15 protein-coding genes are annotated in these 17,664 nt (G+C 52.7%); 14 read left to right on the forward strand and 1 reads right to left on the reverse strand.

Going from position 1 to position 17,664, the window contains the following annotated elements; translation table 11 throughout:
• The first annotated feature begins 10 nt into the window (after positions 1 to 10).
• The 9 genes from N685_RS0112780 (at position 11) to N685_RS0112820 (ending at position 10,844) form a co-directional block, all read left to right on the forward strand.
• Positions 11 to 1,405 carry a hypothetical protein gene (locus N685_RS0112780; protein WP_031408912.1) on the forward strand — a complete coding sequence of 465 codons (1,395 nt, stop codon included), beginning with the start codon at positions 11 to 13 and terminating at the stop codon, positions 1,403 to 1,405.
• A 285-nt stretch (positions 1,406 to 1,690) separates the two neighbouring features.
• Positions 1,691 to 2,533: a citryl-CoA lyase gene (locus N685_RS0112785; RefSeq protein WP_031408914.1), complete on the forward strand. Its 843-nt coding sequence runs from the start codon at positions 1,691 to 1,693 to the stop codon at positions 2,531 to 2,533.
• Between the two features lie 3 nt (positions 2,534 to 2,536).
• On the forward strand, positions 2,537 to 3,970 hold the full coding sequence (locus N685_RS0112790) for an aldehyde dehydrogenase family protein (RefSeq protein WP_031408916.1): 1,434 nt from the start codon (positions 2,537 to 2,539) through the stop codon (positions 3,968 to 3,970).
• Positions 3,971 to 3,988: 18 nt separating this feature from the next.
• Positions 3,989 to 4,987, forward strand: coding sequence for a zinc-dependent alcohol dehydrogenase (locus N685_RS0112795; protein ID WP_031408919.1), 999 nt, complete (start codon positions 3,989 to 3,991; stop codon positions 4,985 to 4,987).
• Positions 4,984 to 6,747, forward strand: a complete 1,764-nt coding sequence (locus tag N685_RS0112800) for a thiamine pyrophosphate-binding protein (protein ID WP_031408921.1) — start codon at positions 4,984 to 4,986, stop codon at positions 6,745 to 6,747. The genes N685_RS0112795 and N685_RS0112800 overlap by 4 nt, the downstream gene beginning before the upstream one ends.
• Positions 6,748 to 6,777: 30 nt before the next feature.
• On the forward strand, positions 6,778 to 7,614 hold the full coding sequence (locus N685_RS0112805; protein ID WP_031408923.1) for a sugar phosphate isomerase/epimerase family protein: 837 nt from the start codon (positions 6,778 to 6,780) through the stop codon (positions 7,612 to 7,614).
• 260 nt (positions 7,615 to 7,874) lie between these two features.
• On the forward strand, positions 7,875 to 8,891 hold the full coding sequence (locus N685_RS0112810; RefSeq protein ID WP_031408926.1) for a TRAP transporter substrate-binding protein: 1,017 nt from the start codon (positions 7,875 to 7,877) through the stop codon (positions 8,889 to 8,891).
• A gap of 84 nt (positions 8,892 to 8,975) precedes the next feature.
• Positions 8,976 to 9,560 (forward strand): TRAP transporter small permease, encoded by a 585-nt coding sequence (locus N685_RS0112815; protein ID WP_031408928.1) that lies wholly within the window; start codon positions 8,976 to 8,978, stop codon positions 9,558 to 9,560.
• The gene (locus N685_RS0112820; protein ID WP_031408930.1) at positions 9,561 to 10,844 is read left to right on the forward strand and encodes a TRAP transporter large permease subunit; all 1,284 of its coding nucleotides are present in this window, start codon (positions 9,561 to 9,563) and stop codon (positions 10,842 to 10,844) included. It abuts the gene before it with no gap.
• A gap of 103 nt (positions 10,845 to 10,947) precedes the next feature.
• Here the strand turns inward: N685_RS0112820 and N685_RS0112825 are convergent, their stop codons facing one another.
• Positions 10,948 to 12,264 carry an MFS transporter gene (locus N685_RS0112825; RefSeq protein ID WP_031408932.1) on the reverse strand — a complete coding sequence of 439 codons (1,317 nt, stop codon included), beginning with the start codon at positions 12,262 to 12,264 and terminating at the stop codon, positions 10,948 to 10,950.
• A 525-nt stretch (positions 12,265 to 12,789) separates the two neighbouring features.
• Here N685_RS0112825 and N685_RS0112830 point away from each other — a divergent pair.
• The 5 genes from N685_RS0112830 (at position 12,790) to N685_RS0112850 (ending at position 17,360) form a co-directional block, all read left to right on the forward strand.
• Positions 12,790 to 13,548, forward strand: a complete 759-nt coding sequence (locus tag N685_RS0112830) for an IclR family transcriptional regulator (protein WP_031408933.1) — start codon at positions 12,790 to 12,792, stop codon at positions 13,546 to 13,548.
• A 13-nt stretch (positions 13,549 to 13,561) separates the two neighbouring features.
• Positions 13,562 to 14,335: a type I 3-dehydroquinate dehydratase gene (gene aroD, locus N685_RS0112835; RefSeq protein ID WP_031408935.1), complete on the forward strand. Its 774-nt coding sequence runs from the start codon at positions 13,562 to 13,564 to the stop codon at positions 14,333 to 14,335.
• Positions 14,336 to 14,361: 26 nt separating this feature from the next.
• A complete protein-coding gene (locus N685_RS0112840; protein WP_031408937.1) occupies positions 14,362 to 15,561 on the forward strand; it encodes a CaiB/BaiF CoA transferase family protein in 1,200 nt (399 codons plus the stop codon).
• A 187-nt stretch (positions 15,562 to 15,748) separates the two neighbouring features.
• Positions 15,749 to 16,777: a LacI family DNA-binding transcriptional regulator gene (locus N685_RS0112845; protein WP_031408939.1), complete on the forward strand. Its 1,029-nt coding sequence runs from the start codon at positions 15,749 to 15,751 to the stop codon at positions 16,775 to 16,777.
• Positions 16,778 to 16,793: 16 nt separating this feature from the next.
• Positions 16,794 to 17,360 (forward strand): shikimate kinase, encoded by a 567-nt coding sequence (locus N685_RS0112850; protein WP_031408941.1) that lies wholly within the window; start codon positions 16,794 to 16,796, stop codon positions 17,358 to 17,360.
• The last annotated feature ends 304 nt before the right edge of the window (positions 17,361 to 17,664 follow it).

Here is a 17,664-nt window from a genome sequence, read left to right on the forward strand (position 1 = left end):
GTGAGTGATCATGGAAGGAAGGAATCTAAAGCGCATGATTGGAACACTGCGGGTACCGTTGTATACAGCAGTGGTGGTGGTGTATGTCGTCGCTCAGTTTGTTGATGCAGTGGTGATCCGCTACGTGATGGGGGGTGCGGCTGTTTTGGCACTGGTCGTTTCGGCGTTTTACGTTCGGGGGGTGTATGCGGTGTCAGGGACCGTTTTTTTCGTGTTGGGGGTCGGTCTGTTTCTTTATTATGGCGATTCGTTGTCGACGTTTGTCCTTCATTTTGAGCGGGTGTTAGGGCTATTGGCGCTGTTTTTCGTTCTGCCGTTTATGAACACGCTCATTCGTGTCGGGCGGTATGATCAAAGTTTAAGCCAATGGCTGCAATGGAAAACAGGGCGTGCCGCATCGCTATATCGGCGCAGTTTCAGTGTCTGTCATTTGCTTGGACTGTTTTTAAATATTGCGACCATCCCGCTTCTTGTCCGTTCGTTGCGGGCAGCGCTGCAGAATTGGGACAGAGGGAAGGCCGAGACGTTTTACGTGCGGAATTTGTTGCGGGCGTATGCGCTTTGTCTAACATGGAGTCCGATGGAAGTGATGATCAGCACGACCATTGACTTCACCGGTGTGCGCTATTATGAGGTCGCGCTGTTTTTGTTGCTTTTAGCAGTGACGATGGCACTGATCGATTGGGGAGTGGCAGGTGTTTCGTATCGCAACGATCCGTTGGCTGACAATGGGGAGGCGAATGGGGAAACGGTTGGTTCGGTTGGCAAAAAAGCCACCCAGTTGCTTGCGGTGCTCGTCGTGTTTACGGTGTTCGTTTCCTTGTTGCAACACTGGCTTGGCAAAGGCTTTTTGTTTTCGGTTGTTCTGTTGCTTGTTCCGTTTTGTTTCGGGTGGGCGCTGCTCGCGCGTCGGTTGAAACGGTATGGGACGATGGCACTTCGTCATTGGAAAGAGAGAACGGAAGGACTGGCCAACTACTTTTTCATGTTTTTAGGAGCTGGGTTGTTTGTGGAGATGCTGTCCCGGTCCTCGCTCCTTGCCGTGCTCGAAGGATGGTTTCGCGCGGGGGCGGAGCATGCCGTCTGGCTGTATGTCATGATTGCCGCTTACTTTTTCGTTACATCGTTCGTTGGCTTCCATCCGCTAGTCAGTTTAACGCTGCTGATGCCGCTGTTAAAGCCCATTGTGGCGCTCGTTCCGGCGGTGCCGCTGTCGATTGTGCTCATTTGTTGCAGCTTGTCCACGGTGATGTACAGTCCGTACAATATTTCCGTTTCGCTGTTGGCCGATGAGCTTGGTGTCAATCCGTACCGCGTCGGGAGATGGAATATCGGTTTTGCGATCGCTTATATGGCGGCAGGGATCGGTGTCGCGATGGTTGCTGAAATGTTAGTTCATCGTTGACAACGTTTTCAGTGGTGGATATAATGAAGATGAAGCTGCTGAATTTTTTGATAAGTTCCAATGGTTTGGCGTTAGATCGATCCAAAAGAAAATAGATTTCACTTCGAGTGATCAAAGGGAGACAGGCGGGAGAGCAAGGGAAAGTAAGCTTGGCCCTTGTCTAGATCGATCTAATCGTCAGCAGCCGTTAGTTTAGATCGATCTAAATATAAGTTTCTGGCGTTTTTAGATCGATCTAATAGGCAGGTGGCTCGATCAACGCTCAGAAGGAGGGACAGCCTAGCCATGAAACAACGAAGCGCCCTCGATATGTATGCCGATGGGGCGGCATGGTGGGAAACGTCGATCAGCGACGTTCGCAAAAATGAAATTCTCGTTCGTGGTTATCCAATCGAAGAACTGATCGGCAACGTCTCGTATACGCAAATGCTTTATCTCCTATTATGCGGCGAGATATTGAGCGAGAAAAAAGCGAAGTTATGGGAAAGCGTCCTCGTCGCTGGGGCGGACCATGGTCCGCGCGCGCCATCAATTGCGGCAGCCCGCATGGCGGCGACGTGCGGTATTTCCTTTAACTCGTGCGTCGCGACCGGCATTAACGTGCTTGGCGATGTACACGGGGGAGCGGTGGAGAAAGCGATGGCGCTATTTTATGAAACGAACGGGCAGATTGAAGCTCGCGGTGGAGACGACGCGATCAGCACCGTGGTCAGTGAACGGTTTGAACAGTTTCGGCGCGAAGGGCGGAAGCTGCCTGGATTTGGCCACCAGCTTCATGACGATGATCCGCGCGTCAAGCGGCTGTACGCGTTGGCTGAGCGGCTTGTGGAAGAGGGAGAGATCAGCGGGCGATATTTAACGATCGCAGAAACGTATCGCTCCCAGCTCGAGAAGGCGAAAGGGAAAAAAATGACGATGAATATCGACGGGGTGGCGGCCGCGATCCAGTGTGAGCTCGGCGTGCCGGCTGCAGCGGCGAAAGGTGTGTTTGCTTTGTCGCGGGGAATGGGCATTGTCGCTCACGCGTTTGAAGAATGGCAAAACGGGGTGTTGATCAAAGGGCCGTGCCCGAACCGCAGCGATTTGGTCCGCTACACTGGGCCGGAGAGACGTCATTTTAAAAAGTAGGTGATGAACGTGAGAAAGGCGCAATTGTACATTAATGGAACATGGGTAGGAGACAACCGCGCGGTGGAGCCGGTGAAAAACCCGTATACAGGGGAAGTCATTGGTGAACAGCAACTGGCGACGCCCGACGATGTCGAAAACGCCTTAGCTGCGGCGTTTGCGGCGAAAAAAGAAGTAGCTCGCATTCCAGCTTATGAGCGGGCACGCATCTTAAAAAAGGCGTCGGCGCTGCTTGAGGAACGGAAAGAAACGTTTGCCCGCTATATTTCCGAAGAACTTGGAAAACCGCTGAAAAATACGTTGGATGAAGTGTCTCGTTCGATTGAAACGCTCGAACAGTCCGCGGAGGAAGCGAAACGGCTGTTTGGGGAAACGATCCCTGGCGATGCCTCGGCGCGCGGGACGAAGGCAGTGGCGCTCACCTTCCGCGTGCCAGTTGGTGTGGTGGCGGCGATTACGCCGTTTAACGCCCCACTGAACTTAATTTGCCATAAAATCGGTCCAGCCTTTGCGGCGGGCAACAGTGTCATTTTAAAACCGGCGCCGCAGACGCCGCTCATTGCGGCGGAATTGTTGAAGCTGATGCTTGAGGCCGGTCTTCCGCCGCGCGCCATCAACATGGTGCTTGGTGGTGCGGAAGTCGGGCAGCAAATCGTCAAAGATGACCGCGTCAATGTCATTTCGTTTACCGGCGGCGTGGTAGCGAGCCGCAACATCTGCGCGCTAGCTGGCATGAAAAAAGTATTGCTTGAACTTGGCGGCAATGCGGCGACGATTGTTCACGAAGATGCCGACCTCAAACGAGCCGCCGCGCTTTGCGCCAAAACCGGCTACAGCAACTCCGGGCAAAGCTGCATTTCTGTCCAGCGCATTTACGTACATGAGTCGGTCGTCGAGACGTTTACCGACTTGCTTAAACAGGAAGTCGAAGCGTTGAAAGTTGGTGATCCGCTCCGGCCGGACACCGATGTCGGCTGCATGGTCGATGAACGGGCGGCGGATCGGGTGATGGATTGGATCGATGAGGCCATCGCGGGCGGGGCGACGCTTGTCTGCGGTGGAAAACGGCGCGGGGCGACGGTCGAGCCGACGGTGCTTTTCAACCCGCCGAAACGAAGCAAAGTCGTTTGTGAGGAAGTGTTTGGCCCGGTCGTCAGCGTTATCCCGTACCGGACGATTGACGAAGCGATTGCGGAAACCAACGATTCTTCGTTTGGCTTGCAGGCGGGGCTGTTTACGAATCGAATGGATGTTGTTTATCAAGTCGCCGAAGCGTTGGAAGTCGGTGGGGTCGTTATTAACGGCACATCGAATTTCCGGTTGGATCACTGGCCGTACGGCGGCGTGAAAAATAGCGGCATCGGCCGCGAAGGCCCGCGGTATGCGATCGAAGAAATGACGGAAATGAAAATGATTGTATGGCAGTTTCCACAGTGATGATGGGTGGTGGACAACATGTTAGGGCTTTATGTCGCCAAGCCGAATGAGCTGGAATTGCGGCACCTCGATTCCATCCGTTCTCTGGTGGGGGATGAGGTGAAAATCAAGCTGATTTACGGGGGGATTTGCGGATCGGACCTCGGGGTGTTCAAAGGAAAACTCCCTCACGCGAACTATCCGGTCCGGGCCGGCCATGAGCTAGTCGGTGTCGTCGTGGAAAAAGGCGAACAGGCGGCGTATGACATCGGGACACGGATCGTTGTGTTGCCGAATACGTATTGCGGAACGTGCGACTTATGCCAAAAAGGGTTGACGAACATCTGCCGACATAAACAATCGCTCGGCATTAACGTCGACGGTGGGTTTTCGCATGAGTTCGTCATCTCGTCGAAGTATGCGCTTCCTGTTCCTGATGATCTACCGGACGAAAAGGCCGTGCTCGTCGAGCCGTTTGCGGTTGTCGTGCATGCGTTGCAAAAGGTGAAAATCGAACAAGGGATGAAAGTAACCATCATCGGCTGCGGCAATGAAGGGATGATGGCGGCGGTGTTAGCCCGCCATTTGGGAGCGGACGTGACGGCGATCGACATCAATCCGCTGAAACTCGAAACGGTGAAAGCGATGGCGGATATTCGCACGCTTGCGCCGAATGCACTGGCCAATGAATCGTTTGACGTGGTCATTGAAGCAGCGGGTACGCGCGAAGCGGTCGAACAGGCAGTGGAGCTCGTCGCCCCAGGCGGTCATCTTGTGTTGATCGGTTTTGCGAATGAAGCGACGTTCCCGGTCGTGCGCCTCGTTCGCAACGAAGTAACTGTGCATGGCTCGATCATCTATCGCTTCCCGGATGACTATTTGCAAGCGATTCATTATTTGCGGACGATGCCGTATCCGATCGAGCGGGTGATTTCGTGCATTTTCCCGGTCCGCGACTATCAGCAGGCGTATGACTTGGCGTCATCTGGAAATGCGGGCAAAGTGGTTTTAAGTTTTCAAGAGGAGGAAGAGCGATGAAAAAAGGGGTAGCCGAACAGTTAGTCCGGTATTTGGAAGACCGCGGTGTCACGCATATTTTCGGGCTTTGCGGCCATACGAATATCGCGGTGTTGGCGGCGCTTGAGCATAGTCCGATCAAGTTTGTCAACGTCCGCCATGAACAAATTGCTGCTCATATGGCGGATGGCTATGCGCGGGCGAAAAAAGAAACAGCCGTCGTATTATGCCATGTCGGCCCGGGGTTGACGAATGCGGCGACAGGGGTCGCCAATGCGGCGCTCGACTCCATTCCGATGGTCGTCATCGCCGGCGATGTGCCGAGCCATTATTATGGGAAACATCCGCACCAAGAAATCAACTTGCATGCGGATGCGTCGCAATATGAAATTTACCGCCCGTTTGTGAAGCGGGCATGGCGGGTCGACCGGCCGGATTTGTTCCCGGAAATTTTAGAAAAAGCGTTCCAGCTGGCGGAGAGCGGTCGTCCGGGTCCGGTGCTCGTCTCCGTACCGATGGATATTTTCTCAAAAGAGGTGGACGTGTCGCTGTTTGAAAAACAAAAGCGGCATACGAAAGCGTTGCATAAGCCGTCGATTGATGATGAAACAGCAAAACAAGTCATTGAAAACATCATGCAGGCAGAGCGTCCGCTTGTGTATGTTGGCGGTGGCATTATGCTTGCCGATGCCGCGGAAGAACTGAAAGCGTTTGTCGAACACTTTGACCTTCCTGTTGCTCACACGTTAATGGGGAAAGGAGCGATGCCGGATGACCATCCGCTGGCGCTGGGCATGAGCGGATTTTGGGGAACGAAATTTGTCAATGACATGTGCCGCAACGCCGATGTCATTTTGGCATTGGGGACGAGATTTTCCGAAGCCGATTGTAGCTCGTGGGAGTCGGAGTATACATTCAACATTCCGGAAACGAAACTCATTCATATTGACATCGATCCGAATGAAATCGGACGCAACTATCCGACGGAACTCGGTATTGTCGCCGATGTCAAGCAAGCGCTTACCGTGTTGAACCGCGTGGCCAAACAAGTCGTGCCGCAAGGGCGGTCGGACGAAGCGCTGAAAGAACGGATCGCCAGCTATAAGCAAGAGTTCCGGCAACAAAACGAACAGCATATTCGCGATGACAGCTATCCGATGCGTCCGGAACGCATTTTGCATGAAGTGCGGGAAGTGTTGCCAAGAGACGCCATCATTACAACGGATGTCGGTTGGAACAAAAACGGGGTCGGCCAACAGTTCCCGGCGTATGGAGCAGGGACGATTTTAACGCCAGGTGGCTATGCGACGATGGGCTTTGGCGCTCCGGCGGCGCTCGGGGCGAAAATCGCCTGCCCGGATCGCGTCGTCGTGTCGCTCGTTGGAGATGGCGGATTTGGGCAAAATCCGGCGGTGCTGGCGACAGCGGCTGAGGAAAACATCGCCGTTGTTTGGGTCATTATGAACAACTACGCTTTTGGCACGATCGCCGGACTGGAAAAAGCGCATTTTGGCACGACACACGGAACAGTCTTCCAAAAAGATGGCCAACCGTATTCGCCGGATTATGCGGCCATTGCCCGGGCGTACGGCATCGAAGGAGTGAAAATCCGCTCGGCGGAAGAGTTTAAACCAACGCTCGAGCGAGCCATCCAAGCGAACAAACCGTTTGTCATCGATGTGGAAATGATCAACGTCCCAACGCCGACATCTGGCCACTGGAACATTATGGATATCTATTCCCCGGGTAAGCGTGTTCACCATGTTGCGGTTGAGCGGTAATGAGGAACATTGAAGATTGGGGGGACGGATATGGCGAGAACCTTTTCATTGGCTCATCTAACGGTGCTCGGCTGCCCACCGCCGGAGATGACGCACATCGCTGCCCGAGCAGGATATGATTACGTCAGTTTCCGGATCATTTACATGGGGTTGCCCGGTGAGCCGAATTATGCGTTAGCCGAAAACCCGCAGCTACTGCGGGAGACAAAGGAAGCTTTGCGGGAAACGGGAGTTAAGCTGTTGGATATCGAACTGGCCCGCATTGATGCCGATATTGACCCCAAACGGTATGAACCGGCCATGGAAGTGGCGGCTGAGCTTGGCGGCCGCCACGTCTTAAGCAGCATTTGGACGACCGACCGCAGCGTCTATATCGAGCGGTTTGCTGAGTTGTGCGAGTTGGCAAAGCCATACGGGCTGACTGTTGATTTGGAGTACGTGCCGATTGCTGCTGTGACGAATTTGGCTGGGGTCATCGATGTATTAAATACGGTGAAACAAGACAATGCCGGAATCATGATCGATCTTCACCATTTCCATCGCGCGGGAGATTCGCCGGAAGTGTTAGAGAGCGTGCCGAGAGAATGGTTCCATTTTCTCCATCTTTGCGACGCTCCTGGCGAGATTCCAGCATCGAAAGAAGAGATGACGAGAATTCTCCGTGAAGAGCGGCTGTATATTGGGGAAGGCGGGATTGATATCGCCGATATTGTTCGCCGTATGCCGGAAATTCCTTGTTCGATCGAGCTGCCGAATATCCAGCGGGTAAAGGAATGGGGCTACGAAGAACATGCACGACGTTGCCTGCAGTCGGCAAAAGAGTATTTTGCCCGCCATTTTACGGAACAAAGCGACCTGTCGGCGTGATCGACAAACAACAGTTTGGCAGCGCTTCCTACAAGGGAGGCTGCCATACACACAAGTTTAGTTATCTGAAAATTTAATATATAAATAAATGCTTCATTCATTTGGTTGTTTCCCGCATAGCCGACCGCGGTCGAGAGGGAACACAACGGTTTGCGGCAGAGCAGGAATGCGGGTTCAACATACAAGGCGTACAGCCGATGGATCCATTCGGCTGTATCGACCAGCTTACATTGAAAGAAGAAATAAAGGGGGAAAAGTGAATGAAAAAGATGTTGGTATTGTTCGTTGCTTGCCTGTTGGTTTTTGCGGGGTGTTCATCAAAATCGGAGACACAAGGGGGCGGCGCGGCGAAAAAAGCAGAACCAAAAGTCATGAAGATGGCCGTTGCGACATCGAAAGACCGTTCACTGACAAAGGGATTGTACAAGTTTGCTGAAATCGTAGAAAAAGAGACAAACGGATCGATTAAAGTGGAAGTGTACCCGGACGGACAACTTGGAGGAGACTTAGCCGTATTTGAAGCGCTGAAGATGGGAACGATTCAAGGATCAACGATGTCGACAGGCCCGATCGCTTCCTTTGCGCCGCGCCTTGGGGTGTTAGATCTTCCCTTTTTATTCAAAGATCGAGAAACCGCTTACAAAGTACTGGATGGGGAAATTGGACAAGAATTGCTAAAAGATTTGCCTGCTACCGGAGTGATTGGCCTGAACTATTGGGAAAACGGGTTCCGTCATTTGACGAACAATAAACGGGAAATCAAAAGCGTGGACGATATTAAAGGATTGAAAATCCGAACGTTGGAAAATGACCTGCATATTGACTTGTGGAAAGAGTTGGGAGCCACTTCAGTGCCGATGGCCTTTACGGAGCTGTTCACTGCTTTGGAACAACACGTGGTGGACGGTCAAGAAAATCCGGTCGGAAATGTCGCGATCAACAAGTTTTACGAAGTGCAAAAATATTTGACGAAAACTGGGCATGTGTACAATGCGAGCCCACTGCTCATCAGCAAAAAGTTTTGGGATACGTTGACGGACAAAGAAAAAGACGTGATCACGAAAGCGGCGGAAGAAGCAAGAGATTACCAGCGTCAATTGAATAAAGAAGAAGACGACAAAATGTTCGACTATTTAAAACAGCAAGGAATGGTCATTACCGAACTATCTGAAACAGAAAAACAAAAATTTATTGACAAAGTGCAACCGGTCTATAAAAAATATGCGCCGAAGTTCGGTGAAGATTTAGTGAACCAACTGCTTGAAGCAGGAAAATAACAGAATGGCACAACGGCTCTTAAGGGGAAATGCCCCTTAAGAGTCATTCCATTCTTTGATGACAGACTTTAGGGGAGGAACACAATGAAAAGGATCGGAGCCGTTCTGGAGAAGACGCTCAATGCATTGATGGCGCTATGTCTCGCTTTGATGTCTATTCTTGTTTTCGGCAACGTTGTGTTGCGCTACGGATTTAACTCTGGCATTACGTGGTCGGAAGAAATGTCCCGCTTCCTCTTTATTTGGATGTCGTTTTTCGGGGCCATTGGCGCGTTAAAAGACAACGACCACTTAGGCGTTGACACGCTGCTTAGGAAGCTGCCGTCTAGCGCCAAACGCATCGTCTTTGTCATTAGCAACGCGATCGTACTTTATGTGCTCTATTTGCTTTTTGATGGAAGCTGGAAGATGACAATCAGCGGCTTGGAAAGCAAAGCCCCAGCGACTGGGCTGCCGATGGCGTTCATTTATGGAACCGGGCTTGTCGTGAGCATCGGCATGGGCATCATCACTTTGTTTCATATGTATCAGGCGCTGTTTCGCCCCGGTGCGATTGATGAGCTGACGAGAATGAAAGAATCGGAAGATGAGATCATCACTGTCGCTCACAGTGAGGCAATAGAGCTGCCACACGAACGGAAACAGAGCGCCGCCGGAGGTGAGCGGTAGATGGCATTGGTGGTATTTGTCGGATCGCTGCTCGGCGTGATGGCGCTTGGGATGCCGATCGCGTTTGCCTTGCTCGTCAGCGGAGTCGCTCTTATGTTTTACTTGAATATTTTTGATACGCAAATCATCGCTCAAAACTTGATCAGCGGGGCGGACAGCTTTCCGCTCATGGCCATTCCGTTCTTTATTCTCGCCGGGGAGTTGATGAACGCCGGGGGCATTTCCAAGCGGATCATCCGCTTTGCCTTGGCGCTGGTTGGCCACATTCGTGGAGGGCTCGGGTATGTGGCGATCATCGCAAGCGTACTGTTCGCGGGGCTGTCAGGATCGGCGGTGGCTGACACGGCAGCGCTGGGCGCCATTTTGATCCCGATGATGGTCAACGCCGGATACAACCGCAACCGTTCGACAGGCCTCATTGCCGCGGGCGGCATCATTGCGCCAATCATTCCGCCGAGCATTCCGATGATCATTTTCGGGGTAACGAGCGGGGTATCGATCACCAAGCTGTTTATGGCCGGCATCGTTCCTGGAATTTTGCTTGGAATTACGTTGGCGGTGTGTTGGTGGTGGGTGACCCGAAGCGATCAAGTGGAAGTGCTTCCGCGTCAGTCGGCGAAAGAAATTTGGCGGGCGACCCGCGAGGCGTTTTGGGCGCTGTTGTTGCCGGCGATTATTGTCGGTGGGCTTCGCGGAGGGGTGTTTACGCCGACGGAGGCCGCAGTGGTGGCCGCGTTTTACGCCTTGTTTGTCGGTTTGTGTAATTATCGTGAACTGAAACTGAAAGACTTGTTCCACGTGCTCGTGGCCGCATCGAAAACGACGAGTGTCGTCATGTTTTTGGTGGCGGCGGCCATGGTGTCAGCGTGGTTGATCACTGTCGCCAATATTCCGGCCATTGTCACGGACGTGCTGGCGCCGTTTATCGATCATCCATTAGCGCTGCTGCTGGCCATTAACGCGTTGGTGCTGTTGGTCGGGACGGCGATGGATTTGACGCCGACCGTGCTCATTTTGACCCCGGTGTTAATGCCGATTATCGAAAAAGCCGGGATCGATCCAGTGTACTTTGGGGTGCTGTTTATTCTAAACAACTGCATTGGACTGCTCACTCCGCCGGTCGGCACGGTGTTAAACGTCGCCTGTGGGGTGGCGAAAATCAACATGGAAGACATTATGAAAGGGGTTTGGCCATTTTTGCTTGCCGAAACGATTCTCTTACTTTTGTTGATTTTCTTCCCGTCTCTCGTCACCGTGCCGCTCGGATGGTTTACGGGGCATTGAACCGGATCGATTTCGCATTGAGGTGGGGTAAAGCTTTGTTCACTGCAAAGCGGCAGCATGAAAAGACGCCTTCGCTAGTTGGACGAAGGCGCTTCTTTTTTCGTTACCGCACTTTTATGTGCTTGATGTTTGTATTTTGCTTTGTTTCTGGTTCAGCCATCGGCTCAATTGGTTCTAAATCTGTCAACAGGAATAAATAGCTGAAAATGCCGGCAAGCAAAATGAGTGCGGCGACGAGAAACGCGTACATAAACGAGCCGGTTGCTTGAACAATAAAGCCCGTAATGATCGGCGCGACGATGGCCATCGAGTTGTTGCCGAACGTCAATAGACCGGTCAACGTTCCGATGGTGCCTGGCGGGGCAATAAACGTCGGAATGCTGTAGGCGATCGATGACGTGATAACTAAACCGCCGAGCGCAATGGAAATGCAAAGAATGGCGATGTTCGGGTTCGTCGTAAAGGCGGCGCCGATGACGGATAGCCCGAGCAACATCCCGGCGACAAGAAACGTTTTTCGCACGCGCGTGGAGTTGCCTCCTTTGTGCACCAATCGGTCGATGAGCCATCCGCCGATCACGATTTCTGAAATCGTGCCGACGATCCACGGAATCGAAGCGTACCAGCCTGATTTTAGCACTGACATGTGCATTTCCGTTGCCAAATAGCCGGGAAGCCATGTGAGAAACAGAAACCACGAGTAGCCATACGCGGCAAACCCGATCAACGTCGCCCATACTTTTTTCTTTGTCAGCAAATACCGAAGCGTCTCCCAAACGTTGCTGGATGTTTCATCCGACTTTTGCGCTCCACCTTGGACAATGTAGTCATACTCTTCCTTGGACAGCCGTTTGTCTTCATGTGGCTCTCGGTACATCGCCCAGAAGATGACAGCGTAAATCAGGCTGAGCACCGCGGTCGTATAAAACCCAGCTCGCCATCCCCATTCAGTGATGATCCAGGCGATGATCGGGGTGCCAATGGCGTTTGAGAGCTTCGACTGGGCGTCGTAAAGAGAAATCGCGGTAGCCCGCTCATGGCGCGGAAACCATTGGCCGACCGCTTTAGCGGCGGAAGGGAAATACGGTGCTTCCCCAACTCCTAATAATACGCGTGACAAAATGACAAGCCCTTGGCCGCTGGCGATGGCGGTGAGGAAACAGGCAACCGTCCAAATGATCGTTCCGACACGCGTCACCCATTTAACACCAATTTTATCAAGGATGACACCAGCTGGGATTTGCAAAATGGCGTACGACCAGGCAAAGGCAGACAACAAAATGCCGATCTGTCCGGGCGTGAGGCCGAATTCTTTGGACAGCGGCTGAATGCCGACGGACATATTGATGCGGTCAAAATAGTTGATAATGACTCCTAAGGCGATCAAGAATGCTATCGCCCAACGGCGTTTGTTCTTCATTACCTGCTCACCACCCTTGTTTTGATGAGAGAAAACGCATACAGTGTTAGACCGAAAAAATAGCGTGGTCATTTTAATCCGCCATCGCATTGGGACATTCCGTCATTTATCAAACGCTCGGCCTTCCGATGTTCACTTATCATTCGCCCCCCTTCCTTGTTCCATTGTATGTAACTCATTTTCTTTTAACGGAACCCTTGAGTGGATTATAACAAAATTCGTTTTCTTTTGTCCATCATTTGTTAAAAAATTTGGACTGTTTATGTTAATGGATTCATATCATGGACGGACATTGGGCTAAAAACGGCTTGCGTTCTGCGGCTGGATAGTTGAATAGGAGAGATGAATGAGAATGGGATGCCCTGTTCCTTGGGGACGGCTTGCGGTTGTCTTTGAAAGCGAAAAAGAAGGAAACGAAAAAACTTGAATGACGTGGAGCAAAGATGCTAAAATGGGAGTAAGGTTCCACTGAAAGAAATTAAATTCCGTTAAACGGAACTTAGGGAAGCGAGGGAGACGAACAAGTTGAAGGAGGAAAAGAAACACGAGGCAGGCTTACGAACGGTGCAGAGGGCCATTGATATCTTGTATTGTTTTACCCTAGAGGAGCAAGAGCTATCACTCACGGAAATTGCGAAAAAAATTTCGCTCGCCAAATCGACGACGACGCGCTTGCTCGCCACACTTGAACAAAACCGCCTGATCGTCAAAGACCCGGAGACGTTGAAGTATCGACTCGGTCAAGGGTTGTATTATTTAGGACATATTGCCGGCAAGTCCATCGAAGTAAGAGAAATCGCCAAACCGGTAATGGAACGTCTGCGCGATGAGACACGGGAGACGGTGAACTTGTATGTGCTCGAACAAGACGCCCGCGTTTGCATCGAACAGTGCGAGGGGCTTCAAGCGCTGCGCCATATGGTAAAAATCGGCGAACGGCTGCCGCTTTGGGCGGGAGCGGGGGGAAAAGTGCTGTTGGCGTATCAATCTCCTTCGTTTCAGGAGCGCATTTTGGCCCAAGTGCCGGCGAAGGAGCGAAGGACTCGTTTAACCGCTGAGCTGGAGATGATCCGGCAGCGCGGCTCTGCCTCAAGTATTGATGAGCGAGAGGTCGGTTCGGCGGCGGTCGCCGCCCCGATTTTCAACATTCACGGAGAAGTAAATGCCTGCCTATCGATCTCAGGACCGACGCACCGTTTTACGCCGGAGACGATCGGCTGGTTTGAATCGCTAGTCAAAGAGGGAGCCCAAACGATTTCAGAAAAGCTAGGTTACCGTCAGTAAGGGGGAGATCAATATGGCTATTTCAAAAGGCGCGATCAACGTGCGCAACATATCCATCGGGGGTGAAGAGCCGTGCATTTGCGCTCCGGTTGTGGGGGTGGACGCCGAGCAAGTGTTAGCTGAGACAAGGCAAATCAGCGCGAAGAAACCGCATCTCATCGAGTGGAGAGCCGACTTTTTTAACGGTATCCATGATGATCGTCAAGTGGTAGCGACGGCGAAACAGATGCGGACGATCGCCGGAGAGATTCCGATTTTGTTCACGGTCCGCTCCGAGCGCGAAGGGGGAAGACCGATTCCGTTGACGGAAGAGGAAAAAATACGACTGTTTGAAACGGTGTGCCAAAGCGGAGCGATCGATTTGCTTGATTACGAGCTCGTCCATGAGCCGTATGTGGCCACTGTACGCCAGCTTTCCCGCCAATACGGGGTGCGGCTCATTTTGTCCTACCATAATTTTGACTTCACTCCGGCCAAAGAAGAGCTCGTAGCCAAAATGCGCCAGGCCGGGAAATATGGCGCTGATATCGCCAAAGTGGCGGTGATGCCGAAATCGCTGCAAGATGTGCTTGTATTATTGCAAGCGACGGAGGAAGCGCGGCAGGAGCTGCCGATTCCGCTGATTACGATGTCGATGGGGGGGCTGGGTGCCATTACCCGCTTGGCCGGAGGGCTGTTCGGCTCGGCAGTGACGTTTGCGGTTGGCCAGCAAAGTTCGGCCCCGGGGCAAATTCCAATTGAGGAAGTCAAGGACGTCTTATCGGTCATCATGAAATATAGCCAATGAATGAGAATTTGAGGGAGGAGAAGCCAATGGGACGTTTGCCGTTAGAAGGTGTCAAAGTGCTTGATGTTTCGACGATGATCGCCGCACCGTTTGGCGCGGTATTGCTCGGCGACTTTGGCGCTGACGTCATTAAAGTGGAGTTGCCGGGAAAAGGTGATACGCTGCGCCATGTCGGGCCGTTTAAGGATGGCGAGCCGCTTCGCTGGCCAGGGCTGGCACGTAATAAGAAATCGCTCACCCTTGATTTGCGCAAAGAAGAAGGAATGAGCATTTTCAAGCAACTCGTCCGCCATGTTGACATCGTCATTGAAAACTTCCGCCCTGGCACGTTGGAAAAATGGGGCGGCGGATATGAGGAGCTGAAACGGATCAATCCGAAGCTGGTGATGATCCGCGTCTCCGGTTACGGCCAAACGGGGCCGTTTCGGGAAAAAGCCGGGTTTGGCACACCGGCGACGGCATTCAGCGGGTTTACGTACTTGCAAGGGTATCCAGACCGCCCGCCGGTCAGCCCGTCTTTTTCGTTGACAGACTACATCACCGGCATTTACGTGGCGTTTGCGGCGGTGACCGCCATTTACTACCGTGATGTTCATCCGGACGGGGAAGGACAGATGGTTGATATCGCTCTTTACGAATCAGTATTCCGCATGATGGAATTTTTAATTGCCGAATACGACCAATTGGGCAAGGTGCGCGAGCGGTCGCCGGGATTGTCGGGACATTCGAGTCCAGCCGGCACGTTTATGACGAAGGACGGGCATTGGGTCGTGCTCGTCACAAGCACCGATTCGACGTTTGAACGGTTGGCAAAGGCGATGGGCAGAGAAGATTTATTGACGCACGAGAAGTTTTGCACCAATGCACGGCGCCTCGCCCATCATGAAGAAACGAACGGGATCGTTGCCGACTGGATTCGTTCCAAACCGCGCGACGAACTGCTCCGGATTTTGGACGAACACGGGGTGCCGGTCAGTCCGATTTTGAGCATCAAAGATATTTTCGAGCATCCGCATTATCAGGCGCGGGAAAATATTATCGAAGTGGCTCATCCGCGTCTTGGCAAGATTAAAGTGCCTGGAATTGTTCCAAAATTCGAAAAAACGCCGGGCTCGGTGCGTCAGCTTGCGCCAGACTTGGGGGAGCATACGCAAGAAATTTTGCAAAGCATGCTCGGTATGTCCGAGGAAGACATTCGGCGACTGAAAGAAAAAGAGATTATTTAAGCGGGGTGGCACGTCCCGTCTATTCCCGGCATCTCATTTGGAGATGGCGGGCTTTTTTGTGAGGCTTAACCGTGCGAGTGAAAACGTTTCTTTTTGGCGACCGCCCGCGCCTTGCATTGACACTGCTTGCGGCCACCCTTTATACTTTTGGTAGGCGAAAGCGACGGTAAAGCAGGTGATTCGAACGGTGTCAGATAAAAAACGTTCCCGCGTGACACTCGAACAAGTCGCCAAACACGCTGGCGTGTCGCGGGCGACCGCCTCCCTTGTCGTCCGCGGGAGTCCGAATATTTCGAAAGAAACGCGGGAAAAAGTGCTTCAATCGATGAAAGAGCTCGGCTACGTCTACGATCGCGTGGCTGCGAATTTGCGCTCGCAGCGCTCTTCGACGGTCGGGCTGATCATTACTGAGCTTGACAACCCGTTTTTTTCCGAGTTGCTTGTCGGGGTTCATGAGGCGCTCGACCAAGAAGGATATACGGTGATTTTGGGCACCACATTTGATCGGCCGGAAAAACAAGACGCATTGTTGTCGACAATGCTCGAACACCGGGTTGGTGGGGTTATTATGAGCCCGGTTCCAGGTTGTTCGACAGAGATGCTCGAACGGTTGCGGCAATGGGATATCCCGGTGGTGCTGTTTGCTCGCGAGGAAATTCCTGCGGGACAATTTGATTATATTGGCATCGATAATGTAGCTGGCGGGCGGATGGCGGCCGAGCATTTGATCGCTCAAGGGCATCGCCGCATTGCGTTTATTGGCGGTTCTCCGCATTCGTCCGTATGGAAGGCGCGCCAAAGGGGATACAGCGAGGCGCTGCGCGCTGCAGGCATCGAGGTAGATGACGCATTGCTTGTGCCGTCGGCGACAACAAGACAGGGCGGGCGAATGGCGACGAAACGTGTTTTGCAACAACCGAATCCGCCGACAGCGCTCTTTTGTTATAACGATGTTGTCGCCTTCGGGGCGATGCTCAGCTTAAAGGAGGAAGGAATCGTTCCAGGGCGTGATATCGCGGTCGTCGGATTCGATAACATTCAAGAATCAGCTCTGTTTCAACCGCCGCTTACGACTGTCGCCGCATTTCCTGAGAAAATCGGCGCCTTTGCCGCCAAACAGTTGCATGAGCGCATGAAAGGGGATGCGGGCGCGCCAAAGCGGACGATTTTGCCGCCGGAGCTCGTCATCCGCCAGTCCTCAGGGAAGAGAGAGTAAAAAGAGGTGAAGCAACGTGGAGAGGCAGACGATCATCCCGCTCCGCGAGCGGAACATCATATTGATCGGCTTTATGGGGGCGGGAAAAACGACGATCGGGCAGCTGGTGGCGAAAAAGCTGTACCGTGATTTTATCGATGTCGATGCGGAAATCGAGCGGCGGCAAGGGATGTCGATTCCGGAGATCTTCGCGCAAAAAGGGGAAGCGTACTTTCGCAAGGTGGAGCGCGAGGTAATCATCGATTTATGCACGAAGACAAGGTTGAAAATTTTATCGCTTGGCGGCGGCGCGTATTTGCAGGAGGAGGTGCGGCGCGCATGCCTCGCTCATGGGATCGTCTTTTTCCTTGACTTGTCATGGGATCAATGGAAAGAAGAGCGCCTGCCGCTCATTGTCGACAGCCGCCCGGTGCTGAAAAACAAAACATTGGAAGAGGTGGAGCAGCTGTTTTTCCAGCGGCAGTCGGCTTACGCCCTCCATCATTCCCGCGTGGTGCTGAATGAGCTTGAAGCCGAACAGGCGGCCGAGCAAATCGTCGAGTCGATCAAATGGACGTGGGATGTATATGAACCGAATCGATAGATGGTCATGACGAAAAGGCAGGCTCTTGTCGGGAGCTTGCCTTTTCGTGTTGGATGGCCACGGCGAGAGCCGGTGGCGGAGCGGTAATCTGACGGTAATGATGCAGGCCGACTTCGTGCCTCGGTTGGATGGCTGCATCGAAAGCCGGTGACGGAGCGGGAGAGGCCGGCGTTGTCATCGCGGTTTTTCCAATAAGCGGGTTTGGCGGGCGCGGTCAAAGCGGTTCGGGGGAGCCGGATCCGCTTGTTCTCGCCTTGCGTTCAGTCTCGCGTCCTTGATTGGCAAGGGTGTGGATGTGAGTGAT

Origin of the sequence: Geobacillus vulcani PSS1 (assembly GCF_000733845.1) — a bacterium.
Lineage (GTDB): Bacteria > Bacillota > Bacilli > Bacillales > Anoxybacillaceae > Geobacillus > Geobacillus vulcani.

Coding starts and splice junctions, on each gene's coding strand:
- N685_RS0112795 (WP_031408919.1), top strand. CDS start 3,989: ATGTTAGGGCTTTATGTCGCCAAGCCGAATGAGCTGGAATTGCGGCAC.
- N685_RS0112815 (WP_031408928.1), top strand. CDS start 8,976: ATGAAAAGGATCGGAGCCGTTCTGGAGAAGACGCTCAATGCATTGATG.
- N685_RS0112780 (WP_031408912.1), top strand. CDS start 11: ATGGAAGGAAGGAATCTAAAGCGCATGATTGGAACACTGCGGGTACCG.
- N685_RS0112785 (WP_031408914.1), top strand. CDS start 1,691: ATGAAACAACGAAGCGCCCTCGATATGTATGCCGATGGGGCGGCATGG.
- N685_RS0112805 (WP_031408923.1), top strand. CDS start 6,778: ATGGCGAGAACCTTTTCATTGGCTCATCTAACGGTGCTCGGCTGCCCA.
- N685_RS0112840 (WP_031408937.1), top strand. CDS start 14,362: ATGGGACGTTTGCCGTTAGAAGGTGTCAAAGTGCTTGATGTTTCGACG.
- N685_RS0112800 (WP_031408921.1), top strand. CDS start 4,984: ATGAAAAAAGGGGTAGCCGAACAGTTAGTCCGGTATTTGGAAGACCGC.
- aroD (WP_031408935.1), top strand. CDS start 13,562: ATGGCTATTTCAAAAGGCGCGATCAACGTGCGCAACATATCCATCGGG.
- N685_RS0112820 (WP_031408930.1), top strand. CDS start 9,561: ATGGCATTGGTGGTATTTGTCGGATCGCTGCTCGGCGTGATGGCGCTT.
- N685_RS0112810 (WP_031408926.1), top strand. CDS start 7,875: ATGAAAAAGATGTTGGTATTGTTCGTTGCTTGCCTGTTGGTTTTTGCG.
- N685_RS0112825 (WP_031408932.1), bottom strand. CDS start 12,264: ATGAAGAACAAACGCCGTTGGGCGATAGCATTCTTGATCGCCTTAGGA.
- N685_RS0112790 (WP_031408916.1), top strand. CDS start 2,537: ATGAACGTGAGAAAGGCGCAATTGTACATTAATGGAACATGGGTAGGA.